This is a genomic window from Roseovarius amoyensis, assembly GCF_003260265.1.
Classification (GTDB): Bacteria; Pseudomonadota; Alphaproteobacteria; order Rhodobacterales; family Rhodobacteraceae; genus Roseovarius; species Roseovarius amoyensis.
Window position 1 is genome coordinate 87277 of sequence record NZ_QITQ01000001.1, and the last position, 25596, is coordinate 112872.

General features: G+C 66.2%; 32 protein-coding genes. 15 read left to right on the forward strand and 17 right to left on the reverse strand.

Features of this window, described 5'->3' with window-relative positions; all coding sequences use genetic code 11:
• Positions 1-2: 2 nt before the first annotated feature.
• A complete protein-coding gene (phaZ, locus tag DL899_RS00385) occupies positions 3-1307 on the forward strand; it encodes a polyhydroxyalkanoate depolymerase (RefSeq protein ID WP_111731788.1) in 1305 nt (434 codons plus the stop codon).
• Positions 1308-1323: 16 nt separating this feature from the next.
• Here the strand turns inward: phaZ and DL899_RS00390 are convergent, their stop codons facing one another.
• The 5 genes from DL899_RS00390 to DL899_RS00410 all read right to left on the reverse strand — a co-directional run bounded on the left by DL899_RS00390 (position 1324) and on the right by DL899_RS00410 (position 5469).
• Entirely contained in the window at positions 1324-1575 is a 252-nt protein-coding gene (locus DL899_RS00390) for a hypothetical protein (RefSeq protein WP_239494548.1), read from the reverse strand.
• Positions 1568-2296 carry an alpha/beta fold hydrolase gene (locus tag DL899_RS00395; RefSeq protein ID WP_111731789.1) on the reverse strand — a complete coding sequence of 243 codons (729 nt, stop codon included), beginning with the start codon at positions 2294-2296 and terminating at the stop codon, positions 1568-1570. The genes DL899_RS00390 and DL899_RS00395 overlap by 8 nt, the downstream gene beginning before the upstream one ends.
• Positions 2297-2376: 80 nt before the next feature.
• A complete protein-coding gene (locus DL899_RS00400; RefSeq protein ID WP_111732063.1) occupies positions 2377-3360 on the reverse strand; it encodes an alpha/beta hydrolase in 984 nt (327 codons plus the stop codon).
• Positions 3361-3365: 5 nt separating this feature from the next.
• Positions 3366-4118 carry an alpha/beta hydrolase gene (locus DL899_RS00405; protein ID WP_111731790.1) on the reverse strand — a complete coding sequence of 251 codons (753 nt, stop codon included), beginning with the start codon at positions 4116-4118 and terminating at the stop codon, positions 3366-3368.
• Between the two features lie 61 nt (positions 4119-4179).
• Positions 4180-5469 (reverse strand): MFS transporter, encoded by a 1290-nt coding sequence (locus DL899_RS00410; RefSeq protein WP_111731791.1) that lies wholly within the window; start codon positions 5467-5469, stop codon positions 4180-4182.
• 106 nt (positions 5470-5575) lie between these two features.
• Between DL899_RS00410 and thrS the strand changes: the two genes are divergently transcribed.
• The 5 genes from thrS to DL899_RS00435 all read left to right on the forward strand — a co-directional run bounded on the left by thrS (position 5576) and on the right by DL899_RS00435 (position 10321).
• A complete protein-coding gene (thrS, locus tag DL899_RS00415) occupies positions 5576-7522 on the forward strand; it encodes a threonine--tRNA ligase (protein ID WP_111731792.1) in 1947 nt (648 codons plus the stop codon).
• A 259-nt stretch (positions 7523-7781) separates the two neighbouring features.
• Positions 7782-8072, forward strand: coding sequence for a BufA1 family periplasmic bufferin-type metallophore (locus DL899_RS00420; protein ID WP_111731793.1), 291 nt, complete (start codon positions 7782-7784; stop codon positions 8070-8072).
• Between the two features lie 67 nt (positions 8073-8139).
• On the forward strand, positions 8140-9006 hold the full coding sequence (gene bufB / locus DL899_RS00425) for an MNIO family bufferin maturase (protein ID WP_111731794.1): 867 nt from the start codon (positions 8140-8142) through the stop codon (positions 9004-9006).
• Positions 9003-9773, forward strand: coding sequence for an HvfC/BufC N-terminal domain-containing protein (locus DL899_RS00430; protein WP_111731795.1), 771 nt, complete (start codon positions 9003-9005; stop codon positions 9771-9773). The genes bufB and DL899_RS00430 overlap by 4 nt, the downstream gene beginning before the upstream one ends.
• On the forward strand, positions 9761-10321 hold the full coding sequence (locus tag DL899_RS00435; protein WP_111731796.1) for a DoxX family membrane protein: 561 nt from the start codon (positions 9761-9763) through the stop codon (positions 10319-10321). Before DL899_RS00430 ends, DL899_RS00435 begins: the two co-directional genes overlap by 13 nt.
• A 46-nt stretch (positions 10322-10367) precedes the next feature.
• On the opposite strand, the gene DL899_RS00440 is transcribed toward DL899_RS00435, so the two are convergent.
• Positions 10368-10736, reverse strand: coding sequence for a hypothetical protein (locus tag DL899_RS00440; protein ID WP_111731797.1), 369 nt, complete (start codon positions 10734-10736; stop codon positions 10368-10370).
• A gap of 9 nt (positions 10737-10745) precedes the next feature.
• Entirely contained in the window at positions 10746-11069 is a 324-nt protein-coding gene (locus tag DL899_RS00445) for an ArsC/Spx/MgsR family protein (RefSeq protein WP_111731798.1), read from the reverse strand.
• A 210-nt stretch (positions 11070-11279) separates the two neighbouring features.
• On the opposite strand from DL899_RS00445, the gene DL899_RS00450 reads away from it, so the two are divergent.
• Positions 11280-11486, forward strand: coding sequence for a cold-shock protein (locus DL899_RS00450; protein ID WP_111731799.1), 207 nt, complete (start codon positions 11280-11282; stop codon positions 11484-11486).
• 102 nt (positions 11487-11588) lie between these two features.
• Here DL899_RS00450 and DL899_RS00455 read toward each other — a convergent pair whose 3' ends face one another.
• Together DL899_RS00455 and thyX are read right to left on the reverse strand one after the other, a co-directional pair.
• On the reverse strand, positions 11589-11852 hold the full coding sequence (locus DL899_RS00455) for a hypothetical protein (protein WP_111731800.1): 264 nt from the start codon (positions 11850-11852) through the stop codon (positions 11589-11591).
• Between the two features lie 332 nt (positions 11853-12184).
• A complete protein-coding gene (gene thyX, locus DL899_RS00460) occupies positions 12185-13093 on the reverse strand; it encodes an FAD-dependent thymidylate synthase (protein ID WP_111731801.1) in 909 nt (302 codons plus the stop codon).
• Positions 13094-13294: 201 nt separating this feature from the next.
• On the opposite strand from thyX, the gene DL899_RS00465 reads away from it, so the two are divergent.
• The 4 genes from DL899_RS00465 (at position 13295) to DL899_RS00480 (ending at position 16920) form a co-directional block, all read left to right on the forward strand.
• The gene (locus DL899_RS00465; protein ID WP_111731802.1) at positions 13295-14302 is read left to right on the forward strand and encodes a thymidylate synthase; all 1008 of its coding nucleotides are present in this window, start codon (positions 13295-13297) and stop codon (positions 14300-14302) included.
• Complete coding sequence (locus tag DL899_RS00470; RefSeq protein WP_111731803.1) at positions 14286-15704, forward strand: hypothetical protein; 1419 nt, start codon at positions 14286-14288, stop codon at positions 15702-15704. Before DL899_RS00465 ends, DL899_RS00470 begins: the two co-directional genes overlap by 17 nt.
• A gap of 80 nt (positions 15705-15784) precedes the next feature.
• On the forward strand, positions 15785-16213 hold the full coding sequence (locus DL899_RS00475; protein ID WP_111731804.1) for a VOC family protein: 429 nt from the start codon (positions 15785-15787) through the stop codon (positions 16211-16213).
• Positions 16210-16920 carry a DUF1194 domain-containing protein gene (locus tag DL899_RS00480; RefSeq protein ID WP_338049639.1) on the forward strand — a complete coding sequence of 237 codons (711 nt, stop codon included), beginning with the start codon at positions 16210-16212 and terminating at the stop codon, positions 16918-16920. The genes DL899_RS00475 and DL899_RS00480 overlap by 4 nt, the downstream gene beginning before the upstream one ends.
• On the opposite strand, the gene DL899_RS00485 is transcribed toward DL899_RS00480, so the two are convergent.
• The 3 genes from DL899_RS00485 to DL899_RS00495 all read right to left on the reverse strand — a co-directional run bounded on the left by DL899_RS00485 (position 16914) and on the right by DL899_RS00495 (position 18196).
• Positions 16914-17426, reverse strand: a complete 513-nt coding sequence (locus DL899_RS00485) for a MarR family winged helix-turn-helix transcriptional regulator (RefSeq protein ID WP_111731806.1) — start codon at positions 17424-17426, stop codon at positions 16914-16916. The two genes, DL899_RS00480 and DL899_RS00485, sit on opposite strands and share 7 nt — an antisense overlap.
• 91 nt (positions 17427-17517) lie before the next feature.
• Positions 17518-17742, reverse strand: coding sequence for a succinate dehydrogenase assembly factor 2 (locus DL899_RS00490; protein WP_111732064.1), 225 nt, complete (start codon positions 17740-17742; stop codon positions 17518-17520).
• Between the two features lie 49 nt (positions 17743-17791).
• On the reverse strand, positions 17792-18196 hold the full coding sequence (locus tag DL899_RS00495; RefSeq protein WP_111731807.1) for a helix-turn-helix domain-containing protein: 405 nt from the start codon (positions 18194-18196) through the stop codon (positions 17792-17794).
• A gap of 132 nt (positions 18197-18328) precedes the next feature.
• On the opposite strand from DL899_RS00495, the gene DL899_RS00500 reads away from it, so the two are divergent.
• The 4 genes from DL899_RS00500 (at position 18329) to DL899_RS00515 (ending at position 21020) form a co-directional block, all read left to right on the forward strand.
• Positions 18329-19531 (forward strand): pyridoxal phosphate-dependent aminotransferase, encoded by a 1203-nt coding sequence (locus tag DL899_RS00500; protein WP_111731808.1) that lies wholly within the window; start codon positions 18329-18331, stop codon positions 19529-19531.
• A 24-nt stretch (positions 19532-19555) separates the two neighbouring features.
• Positions 19556-19966, forward strand: coding sequence for a hypothetical protein (locus tag DL899_RS00505; protein WP_111731809.1), 411 nt, complete (start codon positions 19556-19558; stop codon positions 19964-19966).
• 110 nt (positions 19967-20076) lie between these two features.
• A complete protein-coding gene (locus tag DL899_RS00510; protein ID WP_111731810.1) occupies positions 20077-20496 on the forward strand; it encodes a hypothetical protein in 420 nt (139 codons plus the stop codon).
• Positions 20493-21020, forward strand: coding sequence for a cupredoxin domain-containing protein (locus tag DL899_RS00515; RefSeq protein ID WP_111731811.1), 528 nt, complete (start codon positions 20493-20495; stop codon positions 21018-21020). The genes DL899_RS00510 and DL899_RS00515 overlap by 4 nt, the downstream gene beginning before the upstream one ends.
• Positions 21021-21053: 33 nt before the next feature.
• Here DL899_RS00515 and DL899_RS00520 read toward each other — a convergent pair whose 3' ends face one another.
• The 5 genes from DL899_RS00520 to DL899_RS00540 form a co-directional block, all read right to left on the reverse strand.
• A complete protein-coding gene (locus DL899_RS00520) occupies positions 21054-22418 on the reverse strand; it encodes an MATE family efflux transporter (protein ID WP_111731812.1) in 1365 nt (454 codons plus the stop codon).
• A gap of 38 nt (positions 22419-22456) precedes the next feature.
• Positions 22457-23377: a nickel/cobalt transporter gene (locus tag DL899_RS00525; RefSeq protein ID WP_111731813.1), complete on the reverse strand. Its 921-nt coding sequence runs from the start codon at positions 23375-23377 to the stop codon at positions 22457-22459.
• Complete coding sequence (locus tag DL899_RS00530; RefSeq protein ID WP_111731814.1) at positions 23359-23997, reverse strand: DUF1007 family protein; 639 nt, start codon at positions 23995-23997, stop codon at positions 23359-23361. Before DL899_RS00530 ends, DL899_RS00525 begins: the two co-directional genes overlap by 19 nt.
• 91 nt (positions 23998-24088) lie before the next feature.
• Positions 24089-24607, reverse strand: a complete 519-nt coding sequence (locus DL899_RS00535) for a toxin-activating lysine-acyltransferase (RefSeq protein WP_111731815.1) — start codon at positions 24605-24607, stop codon at positions 24089-24091.
• Entirely contained in the window at positions 24604-25584 is a 981-nt protein-coding gene (locus DL899_RS00540) for a Hint domain-containing protein (protein ID WP_111731816.1), read from the reverse strand. The genes DL899_RS00535 and DL899_RS00540 overlap by 4 nt, the downstream gene beginning before the upstream one ends.
• Positions 25585-25596: the final 12 nt, after the last annotated feature.

The window sequence follows — 25596 nt, forward strand, 5'->3', positions numbered from 1 at the left end:
CGATGCGCTACATGATGACCTACGACCTAATGGAAACCCTCCGAAATACCAACCAATGGCTTGGTGCCACGGCATTGTCGATGGCATCTTACCCGGTTTTCAGCATGGTGCCAAACCCCGCTTTCCAGTGGATGGCCGCATGGGGCGAAGTCACCGAACGCACCTTCGAACGGATGGTCTGCAAGCCCGACTGGGGAATCGAATCGATCACCGGCGAGGACGGACGCGACCACCTGATCAGCGTCGAGACGGTGCTTGAGCGCCCGTTCGGAGACCTCATCCATTTCGACGTGCAGGGCCGCGACGACATGGATCGCAGGGTTCTGCTGGTCGCGCCGATGTCGGGGCATTATGCCACGCTGCTGCGTTCAACCGTGCGCTCGCTGCTGCCCGACTGCGAAGTCTATATCACTGACTGGCACAACGCCCGTGACATCCCCGTATCGGCCGGCAAGTTCGATATCGAGGATTACACGCTCTACCTGGTCGATTTCATGCGCGAACTGGGCAGCGACCTGCACGTGATCGCGGTCTGCCAGCCGGCGCCGCTGACACTGGCCGCCACCGCCTACCTGGCCGAGCTGGACCCCGACGCGCAGCCGCGTTCGATGACCCTGATCGGGGGGCCCATCGACCCCGATGCCGCGGCGACCGACGTCACCGATTTCGGCCGCCGGGTGACGATGGGCCAGCTTGAGGAAACCATGATCCAGCGGGTCGGGTACAAGTACAAGGGCGTCGGGCGTCAGGTCTATCCCGGCCTGCTGCAACTGGCCTCTTTTATCTCGATGAACGCCGATCGCCATGGCCACGCATTCGCCAACCAGATTTCGCGCGTGGCCCAAGGCGAAGCCAGTGACCGCGACCCCCACAACAAGTTCTACGACGAATACCTGTCAGTGATGGACATGACGGCAGAGTTCTACCTGTCGACCGTCGAGCGCATCTTCAAGGGGCGTGAAATCGCGCGCAACGAATTCGTGGTGGACGGGCACAAGGTCGATATCGGCGCCATTACCCGCGTCGCGGTCAAGACCGTCGAGGGCGGCAAGGATGATATTTCCGCCCCCGGTCAATGCGTTGCCGCACTTGACCTGCTGACCGGCCTGCCGGACGCAAAGAAAGCCAGCTATGTCGAACCAAATGCCGGCCATTACGGCATTTTCGCCGGTCGGGCATGGCGCGAGAACATCCGCCCGCTGGTGCTGGAATTCATCGACGCCAACTCCGAAGCCCCTGCGCCGCGCCACCGCACCAAGCCGCGCAAGAGCAAGGCCGCCAAGGGCGCCCATCTGAGCGCCGTCTGACCGGAAGCGACAGCGCCTAGCGTTCGCGCCAGCGCTGGCGCCCCGTGATCCAGCGCCACAGCGGCGCGATGTCCAGCGCCGCCACCGCCAGGCCCAGCGGCAGCATCCAGAATCCAACCACTGGCAGGAACCCGACCACCCCGCCAAACATCAGCAGGATGCCGGCCAGCAGCCGCACACCGGGGGGCAGGTTGCGCCTGGCCCAGACCTGAACCCGTCGGCGCGTGTGCCGGATGCGGCCGCGCAGCGAATACTCCTGTTCAGTCATCCGCCGCGGGTATTGTTGCCGCTTGCGGGCGGGCAAACCAGCCGGCCAGCGCCGCGTTTACCGCCTCGGGCGTCTCCAGCACTGGCAGGTGGCCGGCCTCGTCGATTACCAGCAACTCGGCATCGGGGATCAGCCCGGCCATCAGCTCGTGCCGGCGGACGGGCGTCAGCCGGTCATGGGCCCCGCACAGCACTAGCGCCGGCACCCGGCAGCGCCTGAGCACCGCCTGGTAGTCGCGTCGCCGCTGAAGCGCGCGCACCTGCCTGATGGTTGCCTCTGCCCCCACCGCATGCGCCATCTCTGCCATCCGCGCCAGAACCGCCATCCGTCCCGCCCCGGGGGCCAGCGTTTCCGGCCCGATCACGGCCTGCACCGCCTCGTCCACCGCCCCAGCCCTGAGCTTGATGATCAGCGGCTCATAGCCCGCGGCGCTTTGCGGGGTTTCCGACAACGCATTGGTGCCCATCAGGGCCAGACGCGTGATGCGTTCGGGCGCGCGGCGCAACAGCTCCATCGCCACGATCCCACCCATCGACAGCCCCGCCAGCGCAAAGCGCCGCGGCAGCACGTCGAGCAGGCTGGATGCGATCTCTTCCATCCGGTCGCCGCCGGTCACCGGCGCCACCGTCACCGCCCGGTCGCGGCTGAATTCGGCAAGCTGCGGCGCGAACAGCCGTGCATCGCACATCATGCCCGGCAGAAAGACGAGTGGTTCCTGCATCTATGGCCCCTTTTTTCCCGTTACGCCCCGAGACTGACGATTGCAGCGTCGGGAATCAACCGCCCATGCGCCCAGCCGCGTCATTCCAGCGCGCGCACCCAGTCGAGGATCGTCGCCACAGCCGCGCCGCTATTGGCGGGCGACAGCGCATCGCCGGCGACCATGTGCGCCGCCGGATCGACACCTTCGCCCAGCCCGGGCGCCACGCGGGTGACAGGCCCGCCCCAGGCCGCGGCGACTCGGTCGGTCCGGTCGGTGCGCACGATCCGGTCCTGCGGCGAATAATGGAACAGCGCCGGCACCGTTGCCCGGCCATAGTCCAGCCCCCGCGCATGGGCCGCCAGCGCCGCCACCGGCAAAAGGGCCGTGGTGGGATAGCTGAGCGTCCAGTGACGCGCCTGTGCCTCACTTCGCTGCGGCGTTGTGTGGGTGCGCCCGGCAACAAGCGGCAGCCAATAGCGCGCGGCCGGCAGGCGCAGCAGCGGCGCGGCGGGATGGTTGATGCCGAAATTGGGCGACACCAGGACGATGCCCTTGACGTCGCGCATCATCTCGGGGTCGAGCGCCGCAACCGCCGCCAGCGTACCACCGGTCGAGGTGGCGATCACGACCACCTCGTGCCCTATCGCGCGGGCGACGGCCAGCGCCTCGGCCATGTCGCGCATCCAGTCTCCGGCGCGAACCCGCCCCAGCGCCGCGCCGTCGCGGCCGTGGCCTGTCAGCCGGGTCAGCACCAGGTTTGCCCCCAGCGCCTGCGCCACGCGTTCCGGCACCGGGGCAAGATCGTGCGAGGTGGCGGAAAAGCCGTGAACATAGACAACCGACAGCGGCGTCGGCACCTCGTCGAGCCCGTACCAGATCACGCGCTTTTCGGCGCCGGGTCGGATGTCGTCAAAGCGCGCCTCCTGCGCCGCCAGGTAGGGGCCGACCCCGCCCCGCAACTGGCTGGCATCGAACCGACCAGGCATCTCGACCTGCTCGTAAGGCCCCAACAGGAACAGCGCCCCCAGCGCCGAGCCAAGCCCCAGCGCCAGCCGCCGGGGCCAGCGCCTGCGCCGCTGCATGAACATCAGCCCCGCCCGGCGCGCGCGATCACATCCTCGACCGAGGCGACGATCAGCGCCAGGCAATCAGGGTCGGAAAAGCGGTGATCGGCGCCCGAAACAAGGGTCAGGCGCATGTCGTCACCCTGCGCGTGCTCTAGCAGCCGCAGCGCCACCGACATCTCGACATCGCGGTCGGCTGTGCCCTGCAGGAGGCGCACCGGAAACGGCAGGTTCAGCGGTGAGCGCAGAACCAGATGGTTGCGCCCGTCCTCGATCAGGCGGCGGGTGATGATGTAGGGCTCGCCATATTCGCTGGGCAGCGCCACCTGCCCCGCGTCGGCCAGCGCCCGGCGCTGTTCGGCGTCAAAGCCCGCCCACATCGAATCCTCGGTGAAATCCGGCGCGGCGGCGATCGTGACCAGCCCGGCGATACGGTCCGGCATGGCGCGGGCCAGGAGCAGCGAAATCCAGCCCCCCATCGACGAGCCCACCAGCACCTGCGGCCCCTCGGTCAGTTCCGAAACCGCCGCCATCGCGTCTTCGGCCCAATCCCCAATGGCCCCTTCGGTGAATTCGCCAGAGGATTGCCCGTGCCCGGAATAGTCGAACCGCAGAAAGGCGCGCCCGGTCCGGCGGGTCCACTCATCCAGATGCACCGCCTTGGTGCCCTCCATGTCGGACTTGAAGCCGCCAAGGAACACCACCCCCGGCGCGCTGCCCTGCCGCCGGTGATAGGCTATCTTGCGACCGGCGGCGGTGGTCAGGTGGTCAGGCATGGCGGGCGCTCCTTTATACTAGGTCCGCGTCCTGTCCTAACCGCTCTTTCGGCGAAAGCAATCACCCTGCACAGGTCTCAACCTCACCCAGGCCCCAGGCCAGGGCCGCTCCGGCAAAGCTCAACACCGCGAAACCGGCCACCACGACGACGGTCCCCAGCGCGGACGCGATCAGGCCGAAAACACCACCGCCAAAGAGGATAAGACCGATGGCGGTATTGGCGACCGCCGTGTAGGTGGCGCGCCTGTCCTCGGGCGCCATGTCGACCAGATAGGTCGAGCGCGCGTTCCTGACACCGTGATAGGCAACCATCAAGGCGAACATGAGCGCGGGCAGAACCCAAAGCGTTCCCACCACCCCGGCCCAGCCGGCAAGGGCCGCCGCCGACAGAACGACACCCGCGATGACCCCCGCCGCAATCAGCACGCGCCGGCTGGAGATATCGGCGAAGCGTCCCCAGGCATAGGACGAAATCAGCGAAGCAAGGGCAGAGGAAAACAACAGCAGCCCGAGATGCCGGAAACCGGACTCGCCCTGGTCCGACGCCATCAGGATCAGATAGGGCGGCGCCAGGGCGGTGGCCACGAGGCAGCCGCGCACCAGAACAAAACGCAAGAGCTGGCGGTCCTCGCGCAGAACGCCGAACTGGCGAAACGGATTGGGCCTTGGCGCTTCGGGTTCGGCGCGGGGTTCGTTCATCCCGGCAAAGACCGCGCCCGCCCCGAGCCATAGCAGTGCCGCCAGCGCAAGGGCCAGATGCACCACCAACGCGCGTTCGGCCACGCCCGACAGCAGCACAGCACCGAACGCGATCACGCCGGCAGACGCCACCGACGCCCCCAGCCCCGCCGCTGTTCCGCGCCGCGATTTGGCAACCGTGCGGCCCAGCACATCCTTGTAGGAGACAGAGCAAAAGCTGCGCGCGACGGCAAAGACCGCCAGCGCCGCGCAAACCGCCAGGCCCAGCGGCCAGCCCGACATCAGCAACGCCGCGCCCAGGATCGCCGCCACCGCCAGCCCCTGCACCACGCTGCCCCCCGCCCAGGCCCATTTGCGCCGTTGCCAGGCCATGATCCGGTTGGAAATGACGATCTGCGGTAACAGCGCGCCGGCCTCGCGGATGGGCACGAGCAGCCCGATCAGAACCGAGGGCACGCCGGCATTGGTCAGCAGCCACGACAGGACCAGCTTGGGGTCGATCAGCCCATCGCCGCTCTTGGTCATCGCCAGCGACAGCACGTGACGAAAGAAGTTGCCCGCCTCACCCTCTGGCGCGCCTTGTTTGGCCGCCCCGTCGCCGGTGACGGCCTTGAAGGCGGTTTCGGTCAGGTTGGATCGGTTCTCGGCCATGGGCCTTTCCGCGTTGACAAAATTGGCGTGACCGACCAGATAGGGCGTTATCCAAAACCCGCAACCGGGCGTTCCGTGGGCGCCAAACCGACGAGGAGACCGGCCGATGGCCCAGATATCCCTGACATTTCCCGATGGCAATGCACGCGAATTCGACCGTGGCGTGACCCCGGCCGAGGTGGCCGCCTCGATCTCGAACTCGCTGGCGAAAAAGGCGATTTCGGCCTATGTCGACGGCCAGCATTTCGACCTGCAATGGCCCATCGAACACGACGCCAGCATCGCCATCAACACGATGAAGGACGAGGCGCCCGCGAACGAGCTGATCCGCCACGACCTGGCCCACATCATGGCCCGCGCGGTGCAGGAGCTGTGGCCCGACACCAAGGTCACCATCGGCCCGGTGATCGAGAACGGCTGGTATTACGACTTTGACCGCGAAGAAAGCTTTACGCCCGAGGATCTGGGCCTGATCGAGGCGCGGATGAAACAGATCATCGCCGCGCGCGACCCGGTCAGGACCGAGGTATGGGAACGCGACCGCGCCATCCGCCACTACAAGGAGCGCGGCGAGAACTTCAAGGTCGAGCTGGTCGAGGCGATCCCCCAGGGCGAGGCCGTGCGCATGTACTGGCACGGCGACTGGCAGGACCTGTGCCGTGGCCCGCACCTGCAGCACACCGGCCAGGTGCCGGCGGATGCCTTCAAGCTGATGTCGATTGCCGGTGCATACTGGCGCGGAGATTCCGATCGCGAGATGCTGCAACGCATCTACGGCGTCGCCTTTACCGGGCGTGACAAGCTCAAGGCATACCTGAACTTTCTCGAAGAGGCCGAAAAGCGCGACCACCGCCGCCTTGGCCGCGAGATGAATCTGTTCCATTTTCAGGAAGAGGCCCCCGGCCAGATCTTCTGGCACCCGGCGGGCTGGACCGTCTACACCATGCTGCAGGATTACATGCGCCGCCAGCAGCGGCGCGGCGGCTATGTCGAGGTCAACACCCCGCAGGTGGTCGACCGCAAGCTGTGGGAACAAAGCGGCCACTGGGACAAATACCAGGAGCACATGTTCATCGTCGAGGTCGACGAGGAACACGCACGCGAGAAATCCATCAACGCGCTCAAGCCGATGAACTGTCCCTGCCATGTGCAGATCTACAATCAGGGGCTCAAATCCTATCGCGACCTGCCGCTGCGGATGGCCGAATTCGGATCGTGTAACCGCTATGAACCCTCGGGTGCGCTGCACGGGCTGATGCGGGTGCGCGGCTTTACCCAGGACGACGCGCACATCTTTTGCCGCGAAGACCAGATCGAGGCCGAAACCCGCCGCTTCATCGCGTTCCTGTCGGATATCTACCGCGATCTCGGTTTTGCCGATTTCGCCGTCAAGTTTTCCGACCGGCCGGAAAAGCGCGCCGGATCGGACGAAGTCTGGGACAAGTCAGAGGCCGCGCTGAAGGCCGCCACCATCGCCGCGGGCTGCGAATTCACGCTCAACCCCGGCGAAGGTGCGTTCTATGGGCCCAAGCTGGAATTCGTGCTGACCGACGCCATCGGGCGCGACTGGCAATGCGGCACGCTGCAGGTCGATTTCGTCCTGCCCGAGCGGCTGGATGCCAACTATATCGGCGAGGACGGCGCCAAGCATCGTCCGGTGATGCTGCACCGCGCCACGCTGGGCAGTTTCGAACGCTTCATCGGCATATTGATCGAGGAACACGCCGGCAAGCTGCCGTTCTGGCTGGCCCCGCGTCAGGTGGTGGTGGCCTCGATCGTGTCTGAGGCCGACGATTACGTGCGCGAAGTCACCGAGAAACTGGTCGCCGCCGGCGTGCGGGCCGAGGCCGACACCCGCAACGAAAAGATCAACTACAAGGTCCGCGAACATTCGGTCGGCAAGGTGCCGATCATCCTGGCCTGCGGCGCGCGCGAGGTCGAGGACCGCACCGTCACCCTGCGCCGCCTGGGCGAGAAACGTACTGAAGTCCGTGCTCTCGACGACGTCAGCGCCGAACTGGCGCGCGAGGCAACGCCGCCGGACCTGCTGTAACATCTGTTGCAATCGGCGGCGGAACACTGAAACATTCCGCCGCCGAATTGCCGGATCATGGCATATTTCCATTTTATTTCAATGCGATGTCATGTTCACGCAGATGACCTGACATGACAGGTGCGTGCGTCACGTCCTCGTGAGTCGCAGTTGATCGGCGTGGACGTCTACCTTCTGGGCATCCCAGGTCGGGTGTGCGGGCAAACCCGCCGGCCACCGGACAGGGGAACCGAAAGCCATTTCTTTAGGGAGACCTCTGATGTCCAACACGCTGAAAATCGCAGCCCTCGCCGGCGCCGTCACCGCCGCGCTGGCCGCACATTCGACCACCGCCACCGCCGCCGAGCAGGAAAAATGCTATGGCGTCTCGCTGGCCGGTGAAAACGACTGCAAGGCCGGCGCCGGCACCACCTGCGCGGGCACCTCGACGGTCGATTACCAGGGCAACGCCTGGACGCTGGTCGAGGCCGGCACCTGCGCCGAGATGGAACTGCCGGGCGACCGCATGGGCAGCCTCGAGCCGCTCGACCGCGATCTGCCGCAAATGTGACTCTGACCGGGGCATGCGCGGCACCGCCGTCCGCACATGCCCCGCCACACGTTCCAGCAGGTGAGCCATGCCCGACAGTTCAGCCCTTTTCGACCAGCTGCCACCCGCCCCCGGCGTGGGCTACAAGCCGCAGCATTTCACCGCCATCATTGAGGATGCCAGCCCCGTCGAGTGGCTGGAAATCCACGCCGAGAACTATGTGGGCGCGGGCGGGCGACCGCTGGCGCAACTGCGCGCACTGGCTGAACGCTTTCCGATCTCGGTCCACGGCGTCGGCCTGTCCATCGGCGGCGAAGGGCGGCTTGACCCCGACCACCTGGCGCGGCTTGCCCACCTGTGCGACTGGCTGAACCCGGCCAGCTTTTCCGAACACCTGGCATGGTCCACCCATGACGGCCATTTCCTGAACGACCTGCTGCCCCTGCCCTATACCAACGCCACGCTGACCCGCGTCGCCGACCATATCGACGAGCTGCAACGGGCCATCGGCCGCCCGATGCTGCTGGAAAATCCGTCCAGCTATCTGGCCTTTGCCGAAAGCACCTGGTCGGAAACCGATTTCCTGGACGAAGTGGCGCGCCGCACCGGTTGCGGGCTGCTGCTGGACGTCAACAACGTCTTTGTCTCAGCCACCAATCTGGGCCTCGACGCGCGCGCCTATATCGACGCCTTCGCGCTGGAACGGGTGGGCGAGATCCACCTTGGCGGCCATGACAGCGACGCCGACGACCACGGTGCGCCGCTGTTGATCGATAGCCACGGGCGCAAGGTCGCAGACCCGGTCTGGGCGCTGCTTGATCACACGCTGGCGCGCTCGGGGCCGAAACCGATCCTGATCGAATGGGATGCCAATATCCCCGACTGGCCCGTGCTGGCCGCCGAGGCCGCCCGCGCCGGCGCCGCGCTGGACGTCTTGGCCAAGGTGCCGGCATGAGTGTCGATCAATCCGGTTTTCACGACGCGCTGCTTGACGCCGAACGCCCGGTGCCAAAGGGGCTGACCGACGGGCACGGGCGCCCTGCCGGCAAGCGCTTTGACATCTACCGCAACAACGTCGCCGTCAGCCTGACCGAGGCGCTGGAGCTGAGCTTTCCCTGCGTCCGGCGGCTGATCGGCGAGGAGAATTTCAAACGGGTCGCCGGCGTGTTCCTGCGCCGCCACCCGCCGCGCACGCCGATGCTGATGCAATACGGCGCCGATTTCCCCACCTTCCTGGAAGGGTTCGAGCCGCTATCGCACCTGGGCTATCTGCCCGACGTGGCCCGGCTGGAACAGGCGCTGCGGCTGTCCTATCACGCCGCCGACGCCGCCCCTGCCGATGCCGAACAGCTTGCCCGCATCCCGCCCGAGGCACTGGCCGACACGCGGATGGAACTGGCCCCGGCGGTGCGGCTGGTGCGCTCGAACTGGCCTGTGCACGCGATCTGGGCCTTCAACATGGAAGACGGCCCCAAGCCACAGCCCGACGCACAAGACGTGCTGATCACCCGCCCCGCGCTCGACCCGCTGATGACGGTGACCGGCGCGGGCACCGCCGAATTCGTCGCCGCGCTGATCAACGGCGAAACGCTGGGCACGGCCCATCAACGCACGACCGGTGCGGCGGCAGATTTCGACCTTGCCCCCGCCCTGTCATTGTTGCTGGGCGGCAGTGCCATTTCCAAAATCCAGCCCGCCGGGGACATTTCATGCAACGCCTGATTTCCATCCACGACACCGCTTTCACCCGTCTTTTGCAGGTCGACTGGCTGCTGCCGACGCTGGCGCGTTTCCTCTTTGCCGCGATCCTGACCGGCTATTACTGGGCCTCGGCAAAGACCAAGCTGGGTGACGGAATTCTTGGACTTTTCCAACCTTCGGCTGGCGCTTATACACAAATTTTTCCGCGCGCGATGGACTCTGCAGGCTATGACACCAGCCAGCTGACGTTCTTTCACTGGGCGGTGGTGACGGCCGGAACCTGGGCCGAATTCGTGCTGCCGGCGCTGATCGTGCTGGGCCTGCTGACGCGGCTGTCGGCCTTGGGGATGATCGGCTTTGTGGCGCTGCAAACGCTGACCGACCTTTACGGGCACGGCGCGATTTCCGAACCGGCAACGGTCGGGGCATGGTTCGACACCGCGTCCGGCAGCGTCATCCTGGATCAGCGGGCGTTGTGGGTGTTCCTGCTGCTGGTGCTGGTGGTCAAGGGGGCGGGTCCTGCCTCGCTCGACCGGCTGCTATCATCCGCAAAACAGCCGCTTTCTTGAAAAGAAAGAAATCCGAAATCTTTTCAGGATTTCAGGCGCACCCCCCTCAGAAATGCGACTTGGGTTCATCCGGGCGACCGGCGGCGATGGCCAGCAGGCCGCCCAGCCCCGTCATGCCGATCGGGAACATGGTGAACACTCCGAAATCGAACGCGTAGAGCATCAGCCCCGTCGAGATCAGCATCAGGATACCGCCCCACAGCGCGCGCACCCGGGCCATCCCGCCCCCGGCAATGGCCAGCAGCGGCGCGACAAAGCTGACGGCGCGGATCAGGCCCACACGGTCAACCTGTTCGGCCAGTCCGCGCACCTCGCCATAGCGGTCTATGAACTCTGTATAGCCGTAGGTGAAGAACCCGACCAGCAGGGCCAAAAGCCCGCCGATCACCCCCAGCAGCAACGCCGCGTTTCGCATCCCATCCTCCTAGCCTTGCTGCCCCGTCAGCGCGGCGCGCACATCAGGGCCCCAGCCCAGGTGCATCGCCTCGCCATCGACGATGAGCGGTCGTTTCATCAGCGTCGGGTGGCGGCGGATCAGGTCGAGCGGTAGCTCTGCCCGTTCGCCCGCATCCAGCCCCCGCCACGTGGTCGAGCGCGTGTTGACCAGCGCCGCGCCGAACCGGGCATGGGCGGCAGCCAGCACATCGTCCGGCACCCCGTCGGCGCGAACGTCCAAAAACCGTGCATTTGGCAGCGACTTCAATGCCTTACGGCAGGTATCGCAGGTCTTTAGCCCATACAGGATCATCGCAGCATTCCCTTGCCCTGCCTGCCTCTTACCGTGTCGCGCGGCATAAATCACGCCGGTTTTGCTTGATTTTTACATCACTGATGCAATCATCGGGCTGCCACGTCATTCCCTGGCTTGTCTCCGGCACAGCAAGGCCGGACCCGCCCGGGCCGGGCGCGGTATGGCCCGGCATCACCCGGGGACTGGACGACAAGGAAGGAGTGCGGCATGCCGACAGGCACCGTGAAGTGGTTCAACACCAGCAAGGGTTACGGGTTCATCGCCCCCGACGATGGCGGCAAGGACGTGTTCGTGCATATCTCGGCGGTGGAACGCGCCGGTCTGACCGGGCTCGCCGACGACCAGAAGATCGGTTACGAGCTGCAGGACGGGCGCGACGGGCGGCAGATGGCGGGCGAGCTGAAGCTGCTCTGACGCCCCGGCCGGCACCGCCGGCCACGGCCACTCATACGCAGGAAAATGGCGCGATCCGCAACGCGGGCCGCCTTGACGGGGTTTTCAGACTGACCTTGCCGGTCAGCTACAGCCCTTTTGCCCCTCGGCGCAGGTCACGGCGGGTGTGTAACGGGCGCGCTGCACCGGGTGGCGCTTCATATCGTACCAGGTAACGCTGGTATTGGGCTTGCCACAGCATATCGCGCCGTTGATGGACACCGGCTGCAGCCCGGCCGGGCAATAATTCTCGGTCGTGGGCACCGGGTAAAGCCGCGGCCCGTCGGCCAGAGCGGGCAACGCGGTGGCGGCGGCAACGGCAGCGGCGAGAAGTGTCTGAATACGCATGGGAACCTCTTGAACTGTCTGGTGGTATCAACGGCCACTGGCCGGGATGGTACCGGCTGAAGGGCGGCTGTCAAAGGGTTTCGGGGTGTAAAGACCGATCAGAAGGCCGGGAAGCGCAGGGCCGAGAGCGCGTGATGCCATGTCTGGCGGAGGAACGTCCGATCAGGGAAACCGGGCAGCGCCGGCCCGTCGGGGCGGGGCCGGGCTGCGCGCCTGTATCGCCAGAAGGCCCCGGCGTTGCGCCTGTTTCACCACCACCGCCAACAGCGCCGCCCCGAGGGGGGCGGGCCGGCGCTGCCCGGCGTTGCCGCCGGGCGGGGCGGGTTTCACATTCACCCCTCGATCATCTGCTGGAACTCCCGCCATTCCCCCTTGGACATGCCGGAATTTTCCTGCGTCACCCCTTCGCCCCGGATCATTCGCCGCACGCAGTCCAGCGCCTTGCCCGACAGCGCCGCGCCGCCCAAGCGGTAATCCTCGAATGCGCGCCAGGCGAACGGCACCCAGTCGGCGACCACCTTGCAGATTTCCTCGGCATAGACGCGGATCTCGTACTGGGCGTGCGCATCGGCGCGCAGGCGCAGGAAATGCAGCAGGTTGTGCAGGTCGGTCTTCCAGTACCACTGGGTATAGATGTTGGCGGGCAGGTTCATCCGCGCCAGTTCGCGCGCCAGGCCCTGCTGCCCCTCCTGGCTGATCATCGCCTCGTAATTGTCATAGCAACGCGCCGCGTCGGATTTGAGGATATCCAGCACGCGCGCGGCCTCTTGCCCTGTCAGGGTCTCGCCCCGACCTTGGTTGTTGACCTCCGACTGCGCCGCGATGTGTTCGGGCGCGGGGATATAGAATTCGCGGTCCAGGATCGAATAGCGGGCCGAGTATTCGTTGACGTTGGCGGTGCGGTGCCTGATCCACTGGCGCGCGACAAAGACCGGCAGCTTGACGTGCAGCTTGATCTCGCACATCTCGAACGGGGTCGAATGCCAGTGCCGCATCAGGTAGCGGATCAGCCCCTCGTCGTTCGATACCGACTTTGTGCCCTTGCCATAGCTGACCCGCGCCGCCTGGCAGATGGCTGCATCGTCGCCCATATAGTCAATCACCCGGATAAAGCCGTGATCCAGCACCGGGTAGGCGGTGTAAAGATGCGCCTCCATCCCGTCTGACACGGCGCGCAGGGTCTGCCGGGGGGCGGCACGCTGTGCCTCTATTTCGGCCCGCTGCTCTGGGGTGAGGGGCATTTGGGTCGTCCTTTCCACAAGAGTGAGTCGCCGCCCACTATATCTTGCGACGGCAATCTTACAAACATCGACACCCTGTATAGGCGAGGCTGCAACACCGACAACTTTCCCGTGCATTGATGCCACACAAACATTGACTTCGCCCGGTAATGCCCTGAATTTCATTCAAAACACAAAAACACGATTGAGGGCAGTAACATCATGGCACAAAAAGTGGCAGGCCTGCTGGTTTGCGCCGTTCTTGCGGCGTGTTCGTCCGGCAGCAACCCGTTCGCCAGTGACGATGACGGCACGGGTGGCGGCACCGGGACAGGCGGGGGCGGCGGCACGAGCGCCATCACCGTACCCGACGGCATCGCCGGCGCCGTCTCGAGGATCGCGTATGACTCGGGCGCCGGTATGCTGCTGGTCGAGGGTGTCAGCCTTGATGAAGTGCCCTACAGCGCCACCTATCAGCGCGCGCCGACGCTCGACCAGGATGGCTATATTGCCTTTACCGTGCAGGAGGATGCGGGCGACCGGCATTTCACCGCCTATGCCGGGCAAAGCACCAGCGGCGCGGCGCGTGCCGGTGTTGTTTCCAGCCCCGGCCCACGCAACGCCTCGATCATGGGCGCGTATTTCGAACGCGACGGTGCCTATACCCCGCCTGAGGTAACCTCTGACAGCGGGCTGGTCACCTATGCCGGCAGCTATATCGGCGTCACCAATGTCGGCGACCCCAACGGCAGCGACCTCTTGCCCCCCGTTTCTGGCGACCCCGAACTGGTGGTGCCGCAGGCGCTGATCATCCACGGCGACGCCTTCATCAATGCCGATTTCGCCGACAACTCGGTCGAAGGCAACATCTTCAACCGCGAGCTTCTGGATACCAACCTCAACCCGATTTCGGACCTGCCCTCGATCGTTCTGATGGCAACCAATATCACGGCCGACGGCACCTTTGCGGGCACGGTGGAGTATGACATCAGCGATCCGCTGTCAGGCGCCACCGACCATACCCAGATCGGCACCTACGCCGGCGTCTTCGGCGGCGAAAGCGCTGACAGCGTCGCCGGTGGCGTGCAGTTGGAACAGTTCGACGGAGTCGGCGACAATCTCGGGTTCGAAGCAGATGCGGAAAGCGGCATCTTTGTGCTCGACCAGTGCGGGATCGCGAGCAGTTCGCCTATCTGCGCCAGCGTCAATCCCGATGCCGGCACGCCGTAACCGGCGACGCCGCGCTGCGGCGCTGCCGGCACTCCTGGTCTGTCTGATCGCCCTTGCCGGTGCTGCCGGCACGGCCACGGCCGAACCGCAGCAGCCGGCGCAGGAACCGGCGGTGCGCCTGTCGCTGCCACAAGCCCAGGCGCTGGCGCAGCAGGCATTGGCCAAAGGACAGCCCAAAACCGCGCTGACCCTGTCAGAGGGGCTGATCAAGGCCGAACCCGACAACGGGCACGCCCATTTCATCCGCGCGCACGCGTTGGGCCAGCTGGCCCAGTACCGCACCGGCCAGCAGGCCGCAGCAACGGCCTATCGCATCGCCAAGACCGACGTGCAGCGGTTCGAGGCGGCGAAACTGGCGGCAGAGCTGGCCTTTGCCGACAAGCGATTCACCCCATCCCAGCTGTGGCTGCGCCGCGCGGTGCATTACGCGCCCAGCGACGAGGTCCGCGACGACTATGTCGTCGCCTTCCGCAACGTGCGTCATCGCAACCCGCTCAGCTTTAACCTGCGGTTCTCGGTCACGCCCTCGGACAACGTCAACAACGGCGCCAACAGCCCCTACAACCTGATCGAGGGCTCGCCGCTGATCGGCGCGCTCAGCCCCAGCGCCCAGGCCATTTCGGGCGTTGTCGCCAAGACCGATCTGACCGGCTCCTACCGCATCCACCAGGCCGAGGGGCACGAAACCCGGCTGACCGGGCGGGTATTGTCGAACGAAGTGCGGCTGAACAACCCGGTGCCGGGTATCAGCGGCAGCGACCTGTCGTCCCTGCGCGCGCAGATCGGGCTGACGCATCTGTGGGCGCCCGGCAAGGATGGCTATTGGCGGTTCGAGGTCAATGGCGGGCGGACCTGGTACGGGCGCTCGCCGTTCTACGATTTCGCCGGGGTCGGCGTCAGCCGGGTGCAGAAGCTGGGCGAAAAGCTGAGCCTCAGCATCGGCACCCAGCTTGAGGAACAGCAGGGCCGCAGCAGCGGCGGAGGGCGCGACGCCAGCGTCTGGTCGGCCTTTGCCGGGCTGGGCTGGGGGCTGCCCGGGGGCGGGCGGCTGCGCACCGATCTGCTGTATCGCGATGTCGACAGCGACGGCGTCAACCGCACCTCGCGGCAATGGTCGGCGCAGGTGAACTATGCGATGGGCCGCGCGGTCGGACCGGCCGACATCAGCTTTACCCTGGGGCGCAGCACGCTGGACTATGACGAATACTGGGTCATCACCCCGGTGCCCGGCGGGCGGGTCGATGAATCCTGGTTCGGCGGCGCCACCGCCAGCTTTTCCGGGTGGAGCTATATGGGCTTTGTTCCGGAACTGTCGCTGACGGCCGAACGCAGCCGGTCCAACATCAGCCGCTTTGACGTCGATCAGACCGCGGTATCACTTGGCATCCGCTCGGAATTCTGATCCCCGCGGGCCGTCGCGGCCTCGACAACACCCGCGCCGCGCCTATCCTCTGACCCGAACCGTCAACAAGGAGAGAGCCAATGCGCGTGCGCTATCTGCACACCATGGTCCGGGTCAAGGACCTGGACAAGACCATGCGATTTTTCGAGCTCCTGGGGCTCAGGGAAACCCGCCGCATCGACAGCGAGGCCGGCCGCTTTTCGCTGATCTTCATGGCGCCCGAGGGGCAGGAGGAATGCCCCGTCGAACTGACCTGGAACTGGGACGGCGACGATGCGCTGCCATCCGACAGCCGGCATTTTGGCCACCTCGCCTATTCGGTCGAAAACATCCATGACATGTGCCAGCACCTGATGGACAACGGCGTGACCATCAACCGCCCGCCGCGCGACGGGCGCATGGCCTTTGTCCGCAGCCCCGACAACATTTCGGTCGAACTGCTGCAAGAGGGCGACGCGCTGGCGCCGCAGGAACCTTGGGCAAGCATGGAAAACACCGGCCATTGGTGAGGCGGGCCACCTGCCTGGCCGCGCTGGTGTTGGGGCTGGCGGGCGCGGCGGCGGCCCAGCCCGCCGGGCGCTGCCGATTGGCGCTGGTGCTGGCGCTCGACGTATCGTCATCGGTCGACGCGGCGGAATACGACCTGCAGCGCACGGGGCTGGCGGCGGCCCTGCTGGACCCGGATGTGCGCCGCGCAATCCTGGCCGGAACCGGCGGCCATGTCGCGTTGTCGGCCTTTGAGTGGAGCGGCTTTCACCAGCACAAACTGCAGCTCGACTGGACGGCGCTGCGCACGCCCGCCGACATCGACCGCGCCGCCGTAACGCTGCGCGCCATGGTCCGCAGCCACAGCAACTTTCCCACCTCGATCGGCCCGGCGCTGGGCTATGCCTCCGGGCTGCTGGGACGCGGGCCGCGCTGCGACCGGCAGGTGATCGACCTATCGGGCGACGGCATCAACAACTATCGCTATGGCCCGCGTCAGGCGTACCGCCACTTTCCCCTGGACGAGGTCACGGTGAACGGGCTGGTGATCTATGACGGCGACCCCGGGGTGCCGGCCTATTATGCCGCCGAGGTTCTGCACGGAACCGGCGCATTCCTGGTGGTGGCGGCCGGTTACGCCGGGTTCCGCGAGGCGATGACGCGCAAACTGTTCCGAGAGGTCAACGACATCGTCCTGGGGTATGCCCGCCCTGCCCCCGCCGATCAGTAGATATACCTGATCTGATCACTCCAATAGCGTTCGACCCGGCGCAGCGAGGTGTTGATCCGGTCCAGCCCGTCAACCCCCAGAACGCCATTGTCCTGCAGACCCTTGGCATGCCCCGCGAACAGGCGGGCGACGATTTCGCGGACCTTGCGGCCCTTTTCGGTCAGCCGCACCCGCACCGAGCGGCGGTCGATCTCGCACCGCTGGTGGTGCATATAGCCCATGTCCACCAGCTTTTTCAGGTTGTAGCTGACATTGCTGCCCTGATAATAGCCGCGCGTCTTCAGCTCGCCTGCGGTAACCTCGTTCTCGCCGACATTGAACAACAGCAGCGCCTGCACGGCGTTAACCTCGATCACGCCGAGGCGTTCAAATTCATCCTTGATCACATCCAGCAGCAGGCGATGCAGGCGTTCCACCAGCGCCAGCGCATCCAGGTAGCCCGACATGAAGCTTTGTTGTTCGGCCACGGGTGCGGCCAGGGGCGCGGGGTGGGTGTGCAGGCTCATTCTCGGCTCCGTCAGGTTCGGCTTTGACGTCCGTGATAGCCTGCAAATGCCCAAGAATGGGTAAACGGCCGCGAGGGCCGCCGATACCGGTTCAGCCCGCCGGGGTGGCGATGCGCGCGATGCGGTCGATCAGGGCCGTAAAACGGTCCGGCGCGGCGGCCTGCCCGGTGACCCACTGGTAAAGATCGTGGTCGTTTTCCGACAACAGGTCATCATAGAGCCGCAGCTCGTCATCCGAGAGGTCGCTCAGCGCGATCTCGGAAAAGCGGCCGAGGATCATATCCATCTCGCGGATGCCCCGGCGGATCGACCGCATGCGCAGCCGTTTCAGCCGGTTCTCGACGCTCTCGCCCCCGATGTGCGGTTCAGGCAACCGCTTCTTCCTTCAATTGCTGGCGCAGCGATTTTTCCAGCCGGCCCAGCCGGTCGGTCGAGCGCGACAACTGCGCCCGGATATCGCGGATCTCGGTCAACAGATCGGCCACGTCGCGCGACAGCTCGCCCTCGTCCTCGGGGGATGTGGGGCCGTCGCCCTCGCCGCTCAGCAGCCACAAAAGCGAAACATTCAGCAGCCCGGCCATCATCGACAGCTTGTTGGCGCGTGGCTCGCTCAGGTCGTTTTCCCACCCCTTCAGCGTCTTCAGTTTCACACCCAGCCGCTTGGCCAGTTCCGACTGGCTCATCCCCGCGCGTTCGCGCGCACCGGCGACGCGATCGCCAAAGGTGGTTGCATCGGGATCGAACCAGCCATCTGTGGTCTCGGCGTTCATCGGACGTCCTTTCTGTATCGATCTGGCACGGATGGTCTTTACAACCTACGGCCGTTCGGGTTTGACATGTGACACTGGCGCTCGGGCCGCGATTATAGGCGGTCAGGGTCCGCATTCCAACCGGAGCGCGACATGATTCCCCTTTCCGCGACACTTTCCCGCGTTCGCCCCTCCCCCACCATGGCGGTCACCGCGCTGGCGGCCGAGCTGCGCGCCGCCGGCCGCGACGTGATCGGCCTCGGCGCGGGCGAGCCCGATTTCCCGACGCCCGAGAACATCCGCGCCGCCGGTATCCGCGCCATAGAGGATGGCCACACCCGCTATACCGCCGCCGACGGGCTGATCGAGTTGAAAGAGGCGGTCTGCGCCAAGTTCCACCGCGAAAACGGGCTGAACTACACCCCCGCGCAGGTCACGATCGGGTCGGGTGGCAAACAGGTGCTTTACAACGCGCTGATGGCGACGCTGAACCCCGGCGACGAGGTGGTGATCCCCGCGCCCTACTGGGTCAGCTATCCCGACATGGTGCGCCTTGCCGGGGCCGAGCCGGTGATTGTGCCCACCCGGGCCGAGGATGGCTATCGCCTGGACCCCGGGGCGCTGGATGCGGCGATCACGCCGAAAACCCGCTGGGTGATCCTGAATTCGCCCTCCAACCCCACCGGCGCGGGCTATGACCGCGCGGCGATGCGGGCGCTGACCGATGTGCTGATGCAGCACCCCCATGTCTGGGTGCTGACCGACGACATCTATGAACGCCTCACCTATGACGGGTTCGAATTCTGTACCCCCGCGCAGGTCGAACCCGGGCTGATCGACCGCACCCTGACGATGAACGGCGTGTCCAAGGCCTATGCCATGACCGGCTGGCGCATCGGCTATGGCGCCGGGCCTGAGCCGTTGATCGCGGCGATACGCAAGCTGCAGTCGCAGTCGACCTCGAACCCCTGCACCATCAGCCAGTGGGCGGCGATAGAGGCGCTGACCGGCCCGCAGCATTTCATCGCCGAGAACAACCGCACCTTTGCGCGGCGCCGCGACCTGGTGCTGTCGGCCCTGCGCGATATCGACGGCATCGACTGCCCCACCCCGCAGGGGGCGTTCTATGTCTTTCCCTCCATCGCCGGGCTGATCGGGCGTAAGACCGCGGCGGGCCGCAGCATCGACACCGACGAGGCCTTTGCCACCGCCCTGCTGGAAGAGGCCGGCGTCGCGGTGGTCTTTGGCGCGGCATTCGGGCTTTCCCCGTGCTTCCGCGTCAGCTACGCTACGTCGGACGCGGCGCTGAAAGAGGCCTGCGCGCGGATCACCGATTTCTGCGCCGCGCTCAGGTAAACGGGGGCGGTTGAACGGGGAACCATGTCGGACGAGTTGCCGGAATACTATTTTCGGGTGCGCGATAACGGCGCCTTCGTGTTTCTCGTCGATACCGAGAACCGCCAGCGCCGGATCGAGTTGGACCAGATCGCCGTGGTCAATATCCGCAATGGCCAGATCAAGCCCCAGGGTGACTATGAACTGACCGAACAGGACATGACCGCCATCCGGGAATGGATGGATGAACGGGTTCAGGTCCTTGCCGAACGCGATATCGACGACATCCGCCGCGCGGTCGATCACCTGAACCAGACCGCCCACTGGGCACAATCCCGCGCCACCGATGACCAGCTAGAGGCGGTGACGGACGCGCTGTTGCTGTCGATGCACGATTTGCGGGCGGTGCTGGTGCGCAAGAAGGCCGAACGCCTGATCCGGCAAACCAAGGGCTGAGCCCGGCCGCGAACACCCCACTGAAAAATCCGGGAACCTTTTGCGTGCTGCTGCATCCAATGGGTCGAGCGCCTTTGAAAGGCACTCTGATCAATGGAAAAGGACACGACATGAGGATTACCCACTCGCTGGCGGCTGTTGCCGCCCTTCTTGTTGCCGCGCCGGCCCTGGCCCATGACGAAGAGGCCCTGAAAGCCGCGCCTCCGGGCGAGCCCTTCATCCAGGTCAGCGATGCGCTGCCGCTGCCCGAATTCATCCCCGGGCTGGGCACACTGTTCGTCGATCCGGCATCCCTGCCCGCCGGCCCGTTCCTGGCCTACGACCATGACGGGCGGCTGTCGGCCACCGTCTACATGACCCCGCTGGCCGACCTGCAGAACGGCACCGCCTATGACGGGCTGGGTGTCGGGTCGCACACCGTCAGCGGCGTCGACATCTACTACAACGCCGGCCACCCCGGCGTGGACAAGCCGCACGCGCATGTGGTGCTGTATCACGACGCCGCCGCCAAAGATCGGTTGGCGAAATGAGACCGGCACGCCGCCGGTTTCTTGCGCTGGGGGGTGGTCTTTGCGCCACCCTCCTCATCGGGCGCGCCGCACAGGCCGGGCCGGTCGAGGTGATCGAAATGCGCGGCACCGCGCGCGGCGAACGCATCTGGTTCTCTCCGCGCGGGCTGGCCGTGGCGCCGGGAACCACGCTGCGCTTTGTCAACAACGACCCCGGCAACAGCCACACCGCCACCGCCTATCACCCCGCGAACCATGACCGCGCGCGCCGGATACCGGCGGCGGCAGAACCGTGGGACAGCGATTTCCTGTTGCCGGGCGATACGTTCGAGGTCACGCTCAAGGTGCCGGGGGTCTATGACTATTTTTGCATCCCGCACGAGATGGCCGCGATGGTCGGCCGCATCGTCGTGGGCCGCCCCGGCGACCCCGGATGGGAAGGGCCCGCACCCGCCACCGACGACCTCCTGCCCGAGGCACTGGCGGCCCTGCCCGAGGTCGGCGACATCCTGACCAGCGGCCGCATCGGCGAAGAGCGGGAATGACCCCGGTCAAGTTTGACATAGGCGCGGCGCGGTTCAGCCCGCCCGCGCCGCCACGTTTCGCGCCGACCAGCGCCAGAAACGCACCAGCAACAGCACGCCGGCACAGGCCAGCCCCAGCGCCAGCCCCAGCCATACCCCGACCCCGCCGAGGCCCAGCATGAAGCCCAGGACATAGCTGGCCGGCACGCCAATGCCCCAATAGCTGAACACCGCGATGGCCAGGGGGACGCTTGTGTCCTGGACGCCCCGCAACAGCCCCAGCGCCATCACCTGCGCCGCATCGACCACCTGAAACAGCGCCGCCGCCGCCAACAGCCCCACGCCCAGCGCGATCACCCCGGCGCGGTCGGGCTCGGCCGGGCTAAGAAAGAGGCCGACCAGGAATTCCGGCACCGCCAGAAACAGCACCACCGCCACCAGCGACACCGCCCCCGATATCGCCAGCGCCACCAGCGCGCCCGCGCGCAGCCCCGGCCCGTCGCCCCGCCCAAATGCCTGGCCCGCGCGCACCGTGGCGGCGTTGGACAGGCCCAGATGCACCATGAACACGACCGAGGCCACCTGCAGCGCGATCCCGTGCGCCGCCAGCGGCAGCGTGCCCAGCCAGCCCATCATCGCCGTGGCGGCGGCGAACAGCCCGACCTCGGCCAGGTTCGTCATGCCGATGGGCCAGCCCAGGCGAAAGACGCGGCCGAAGGCCTCCCAATCCGGGCGCCAGACCCGCTGAAACAGCGTGTGTTCCGGCGTGGCGAGCGCTGCATAGAGCGCCAGCGCGATGCCCGAGGCGATGTTGACGCTCAGCGACGCTATCGCCGCCCCGCGAATGCCCAGCTCGGGAAAACCCCAGTTGCCGAAGATCAGCAACCAGTTGACGGCCACGTTCAGCCCCACCGCCGCCAGCGTCATCCACAGCACCACCTGCGTGCGCTCCAGCGCCGCGAGATAGGATTTCAGCACCATCACCAAAAGCGCCGGCAAAATGGCGTAACCGGCGATGCCAAGGTACTGCCCGGCCTGCGCCGAAACCGCCGCCTCTTGCCCGATGGCCAGGAACAGCGGCTCTGACCAGATGAACATGGGCAGCACCGCCAGCCCGAACAGCATCGACGCCCACGCGCCCATGCGGGTGACGCGCCGCACCTGCACCTCTTCGCCCGCGGCCTGGGCCGAGGCGACCATCGGCATCACCGCAAAGGCAAAGCCCGACCCCATGATGAAGATGACAAAGAACAGCGTGCCGCCCAGCACCTCTGCCGCCAGCGCGTCGACCGAATACCATCCCAGCATCAGCGCGTCGGTCAGCGTGATCGCGAACTGCGCCACATGGCTGCCGATCAGCGGCAGGCCAAGGTAAAGGGTGGCGCGCGCGTGGTCGCGGTATGAAGACGGCTGTTTCATGCCATCGGCCTACTGCCGGCCCGGGCGTGCCGCAAGCCTCAGATCGCGCCCACCAGCAGTTGCAGCGAGATGGCAGCGACAAGGCCACCCGCCGCCATCTCGACCAGCGGCAGCGCACGGGCGGCGCCGCTGCCCTGCGCCAGCCGCCAGACCAGCCCCTCGCGAAAGGTGACGGCGGCGATGGCCACGGCGATGGTGACGGTGGCGGTGCCCAGCCCCATCGCGAATGCCCCGGCGATGCCCGCCGATACCAGCCCGAAACGCCATGTCAGGATCAGCAGGAACAGCGCCCCGGTGCAGGGCCTGACCGCCACCGCCGCGACCAGCATCAGCGCGTCGCGCCACGACCGGACGGCGGCGGCCTCTTCCACGCTTGGCCCGTGGCGATGGCCGCAACTGGCGCACACGCCGTCGGCATCCGGGGCGTGGGCATGGGCGTGGCTATGGGCATGCGTGGCCCCTGCCCGCCCCCGCCACAGCCGCCGTGCCCCGCGCAGCACCAGCCACAGCCCCACCAGCGCGATTGCGCCATAGCTGGCCGGCGCCATCACCCTGTCGGCAAAGCCGGTCATTGCCGGGCGCGTCAGCCCCAGTACCAGCACCCCGGCATAGACCAGCACCACCGCCGCCGCGGCCTGCGCCAGGCTGGACGCCAGCGCCAGCAGGCCCAGCCGCACCACCGGCACCCGCACGCCCACGCCGTAGCCGCCGATCAGCATCTTGCCATGTCCCGGCCCCGCCGCATGCAGTACGCCATAGGAAAAGCAGATGCCCAGCAGGCCAGCCAGCGCGCCGGGCTCACCCGCCCTGAGCGCGCGCAGCCCCGACGCCATCGCCTCCTGCGCGGCGCGCTGGCCCTCGGTGGCCTGCGCCACGACCCAGTCGGCCCCGCCCGCGCCCCACAGCCAAACGGCGGCGGCCACCACCGCCAGCGCGGCAATCAAGAGCGCGGTGCGCATGTCACCTCCAACGTGTAGGCAAAGAAAATGCCGATCCTGACCTCGTCAAAGATCGACTCGTCATCCGCTTCGGTCAGACTGTCGAGCTTTTCCTCGGCCCGCGCGCGGTCGGGCTCGGCAACCTCGCCGGTGCAGCCCTCGGGCAGGCGCACCGCGCCGGCCAGTTCCAGCGCTGCGTAATAGAACGGGTCATAGGGGCGCAGTTGCAGCCGTTCGGGCATGGGTGCAGGTGCGGCAATCGGGCGGAAATGGCGCGTCACCAACTGGTCATCGCGCATCTCGACCGACAGTGCCCGTGGCGCGCCCAGCGCCAACCGACCGTCGGGCGTGTCAACGAACAGCGCACCGTCGAACCCCTCTGGCCAGTCGGCCAGATCGAAGCCCAGCAATTGCGCCTTTTCGTCGTCGGCCAGCACCATGTCGCCATCGGCATCCAGCCCGCGATCCGACAGGATCAACATCGAGAAAAGCGGGTCATAGGCCCATGTCACCTCAACCCCCGCCAGCCGGTCCTGATCGTCGGTCTGCAGTTCCAGCCCGACATCGACAAAGACATGCGGATGCGCCCGCGCCAGAGGCGCGACCAGGCACAAGACAAGGATCAGAAAGCCCGTTCGCATCTGCGATGTTTTTAAGCCGCGACAGGGCCAAGGGCAACCGCGCCCGGGCCGTCTGCGCGAAAAGCCGCGCGGGACGCCGGTTCGGGCCGGGCTAGTCCGGTGCTTTCAGAAAATCGGCCTCGGAATACACCTTGGACAGTTCCTTTCGCCGGAAATCGATATGCACGATACGGCGGGTGCGATTGTCGTCCCCGACCCGGCGGAAAAAGAAATCCTTGTCGGTGAAATGCCCCTTTTCCATGATCCAGCGGACCATGGAAAAGGTCATGCCCTTGTAGGGCGCCATGATGTCCACGATCCAGAGCCGCTCACCGCTGTTCCAGTCCTCGGGCATCAGTTGCTGGCCGGTGATCAGCCGCCGCTCGGCATCGGGGCTGAGATGGCCCCAAGTATACATGCCCCGCGCCACCCCATCGAAACGAAACAGCCTGAACTGCCCCAGCAGTAAAGGCGGTTCCAGATAGCTGCGCAGCTGGGCCACCGTCATCCGCGCGTGCCGGGGGCTGCGAAAAGCCAGGAACGCCATGTCGCCATAGGCCCGCAGGCGTTCAGGGCTGGGGCATTCACTTTCCGGCAGGGCACGGCCCGTTGCGTCGTGGCGCGCTGTCATGCGGCGGCCTGGATATCAGGCGCGCCATGCACATGCAGGCAATCATGCAATAGCGTGCCCTCCCACGGGCGCAGGGCCATGCGCGCAGTGTCTATTGTGCCGTCCCCCTCGAACATATCCGGAAAGAGCTTGGCAAGCTCGTTGCGCGCCGGGCCGTCGATCTCGCGCAGGGTGTAGTCGCCGGGGTGGAAACTCTCAGTCGGCAGCCCCTCGGTCAGCATGATCTCATGACGGTCGAAAAGGACGTGAAAATAATCGACGCCATCGGCGGCGTGGTCGATGCGGATGGTGGTGTCGTTGACCAGCCCCTTGGCCGGCACAAGCACCTCTCGCTCGCCAAAGAACAGCTCGGCGCGCCAGTCGTTCACAAGGATCCGGTGTTGGGGCGACACAGTCAGTTCGCGCGCGGGGCGGCCCTTGCCAAAGGCGCCCGCCGCAATGCGGATCGGCCTGAGCGAGGGGTCAGCGCCCAGCTTGGCGCGGGAAACGCTGCTGCAACCGATCCAGCGCACCGGCTGGGCCGGGCCGTCGACCGTCTTCACCATGTCGCCGGCGCGCAGATCCTCGACCGGGACGGGGCCGGTTTCGGTTTCGATCATGGTGCCGCGGGCAACGCAGATCGTCAGGTTGATATAGATCGTGTCGGTGTCGGTGTTGCCACCGTCGGTGCCGGTGACAGAGATGACCACCGTCTGGTCGGACCCGGATGCAAAGACCGCATCCCGGTCAATGGCAAAGGTGAATTCGCCGGTGGTCGCGTCAAAGGTGAGATCGCCATACGCACCGCCGCTGGTGACCGAGAAATCATAGCCGTCGCTCGCCTCGCTGGCCGTGCCTCCGCCGATCGGAATCTCGTCGAAATCGCCCGAGACCGTGGTAACCCCAGTCCCATTGAGGGTGACGTCGAATGTCCACGTGTCCAGACTGCTGCTTCCGCCGCCGGTAGCACCAGAAACCTCGCTGATATTGTAACCCACTGCTCGTGCCGC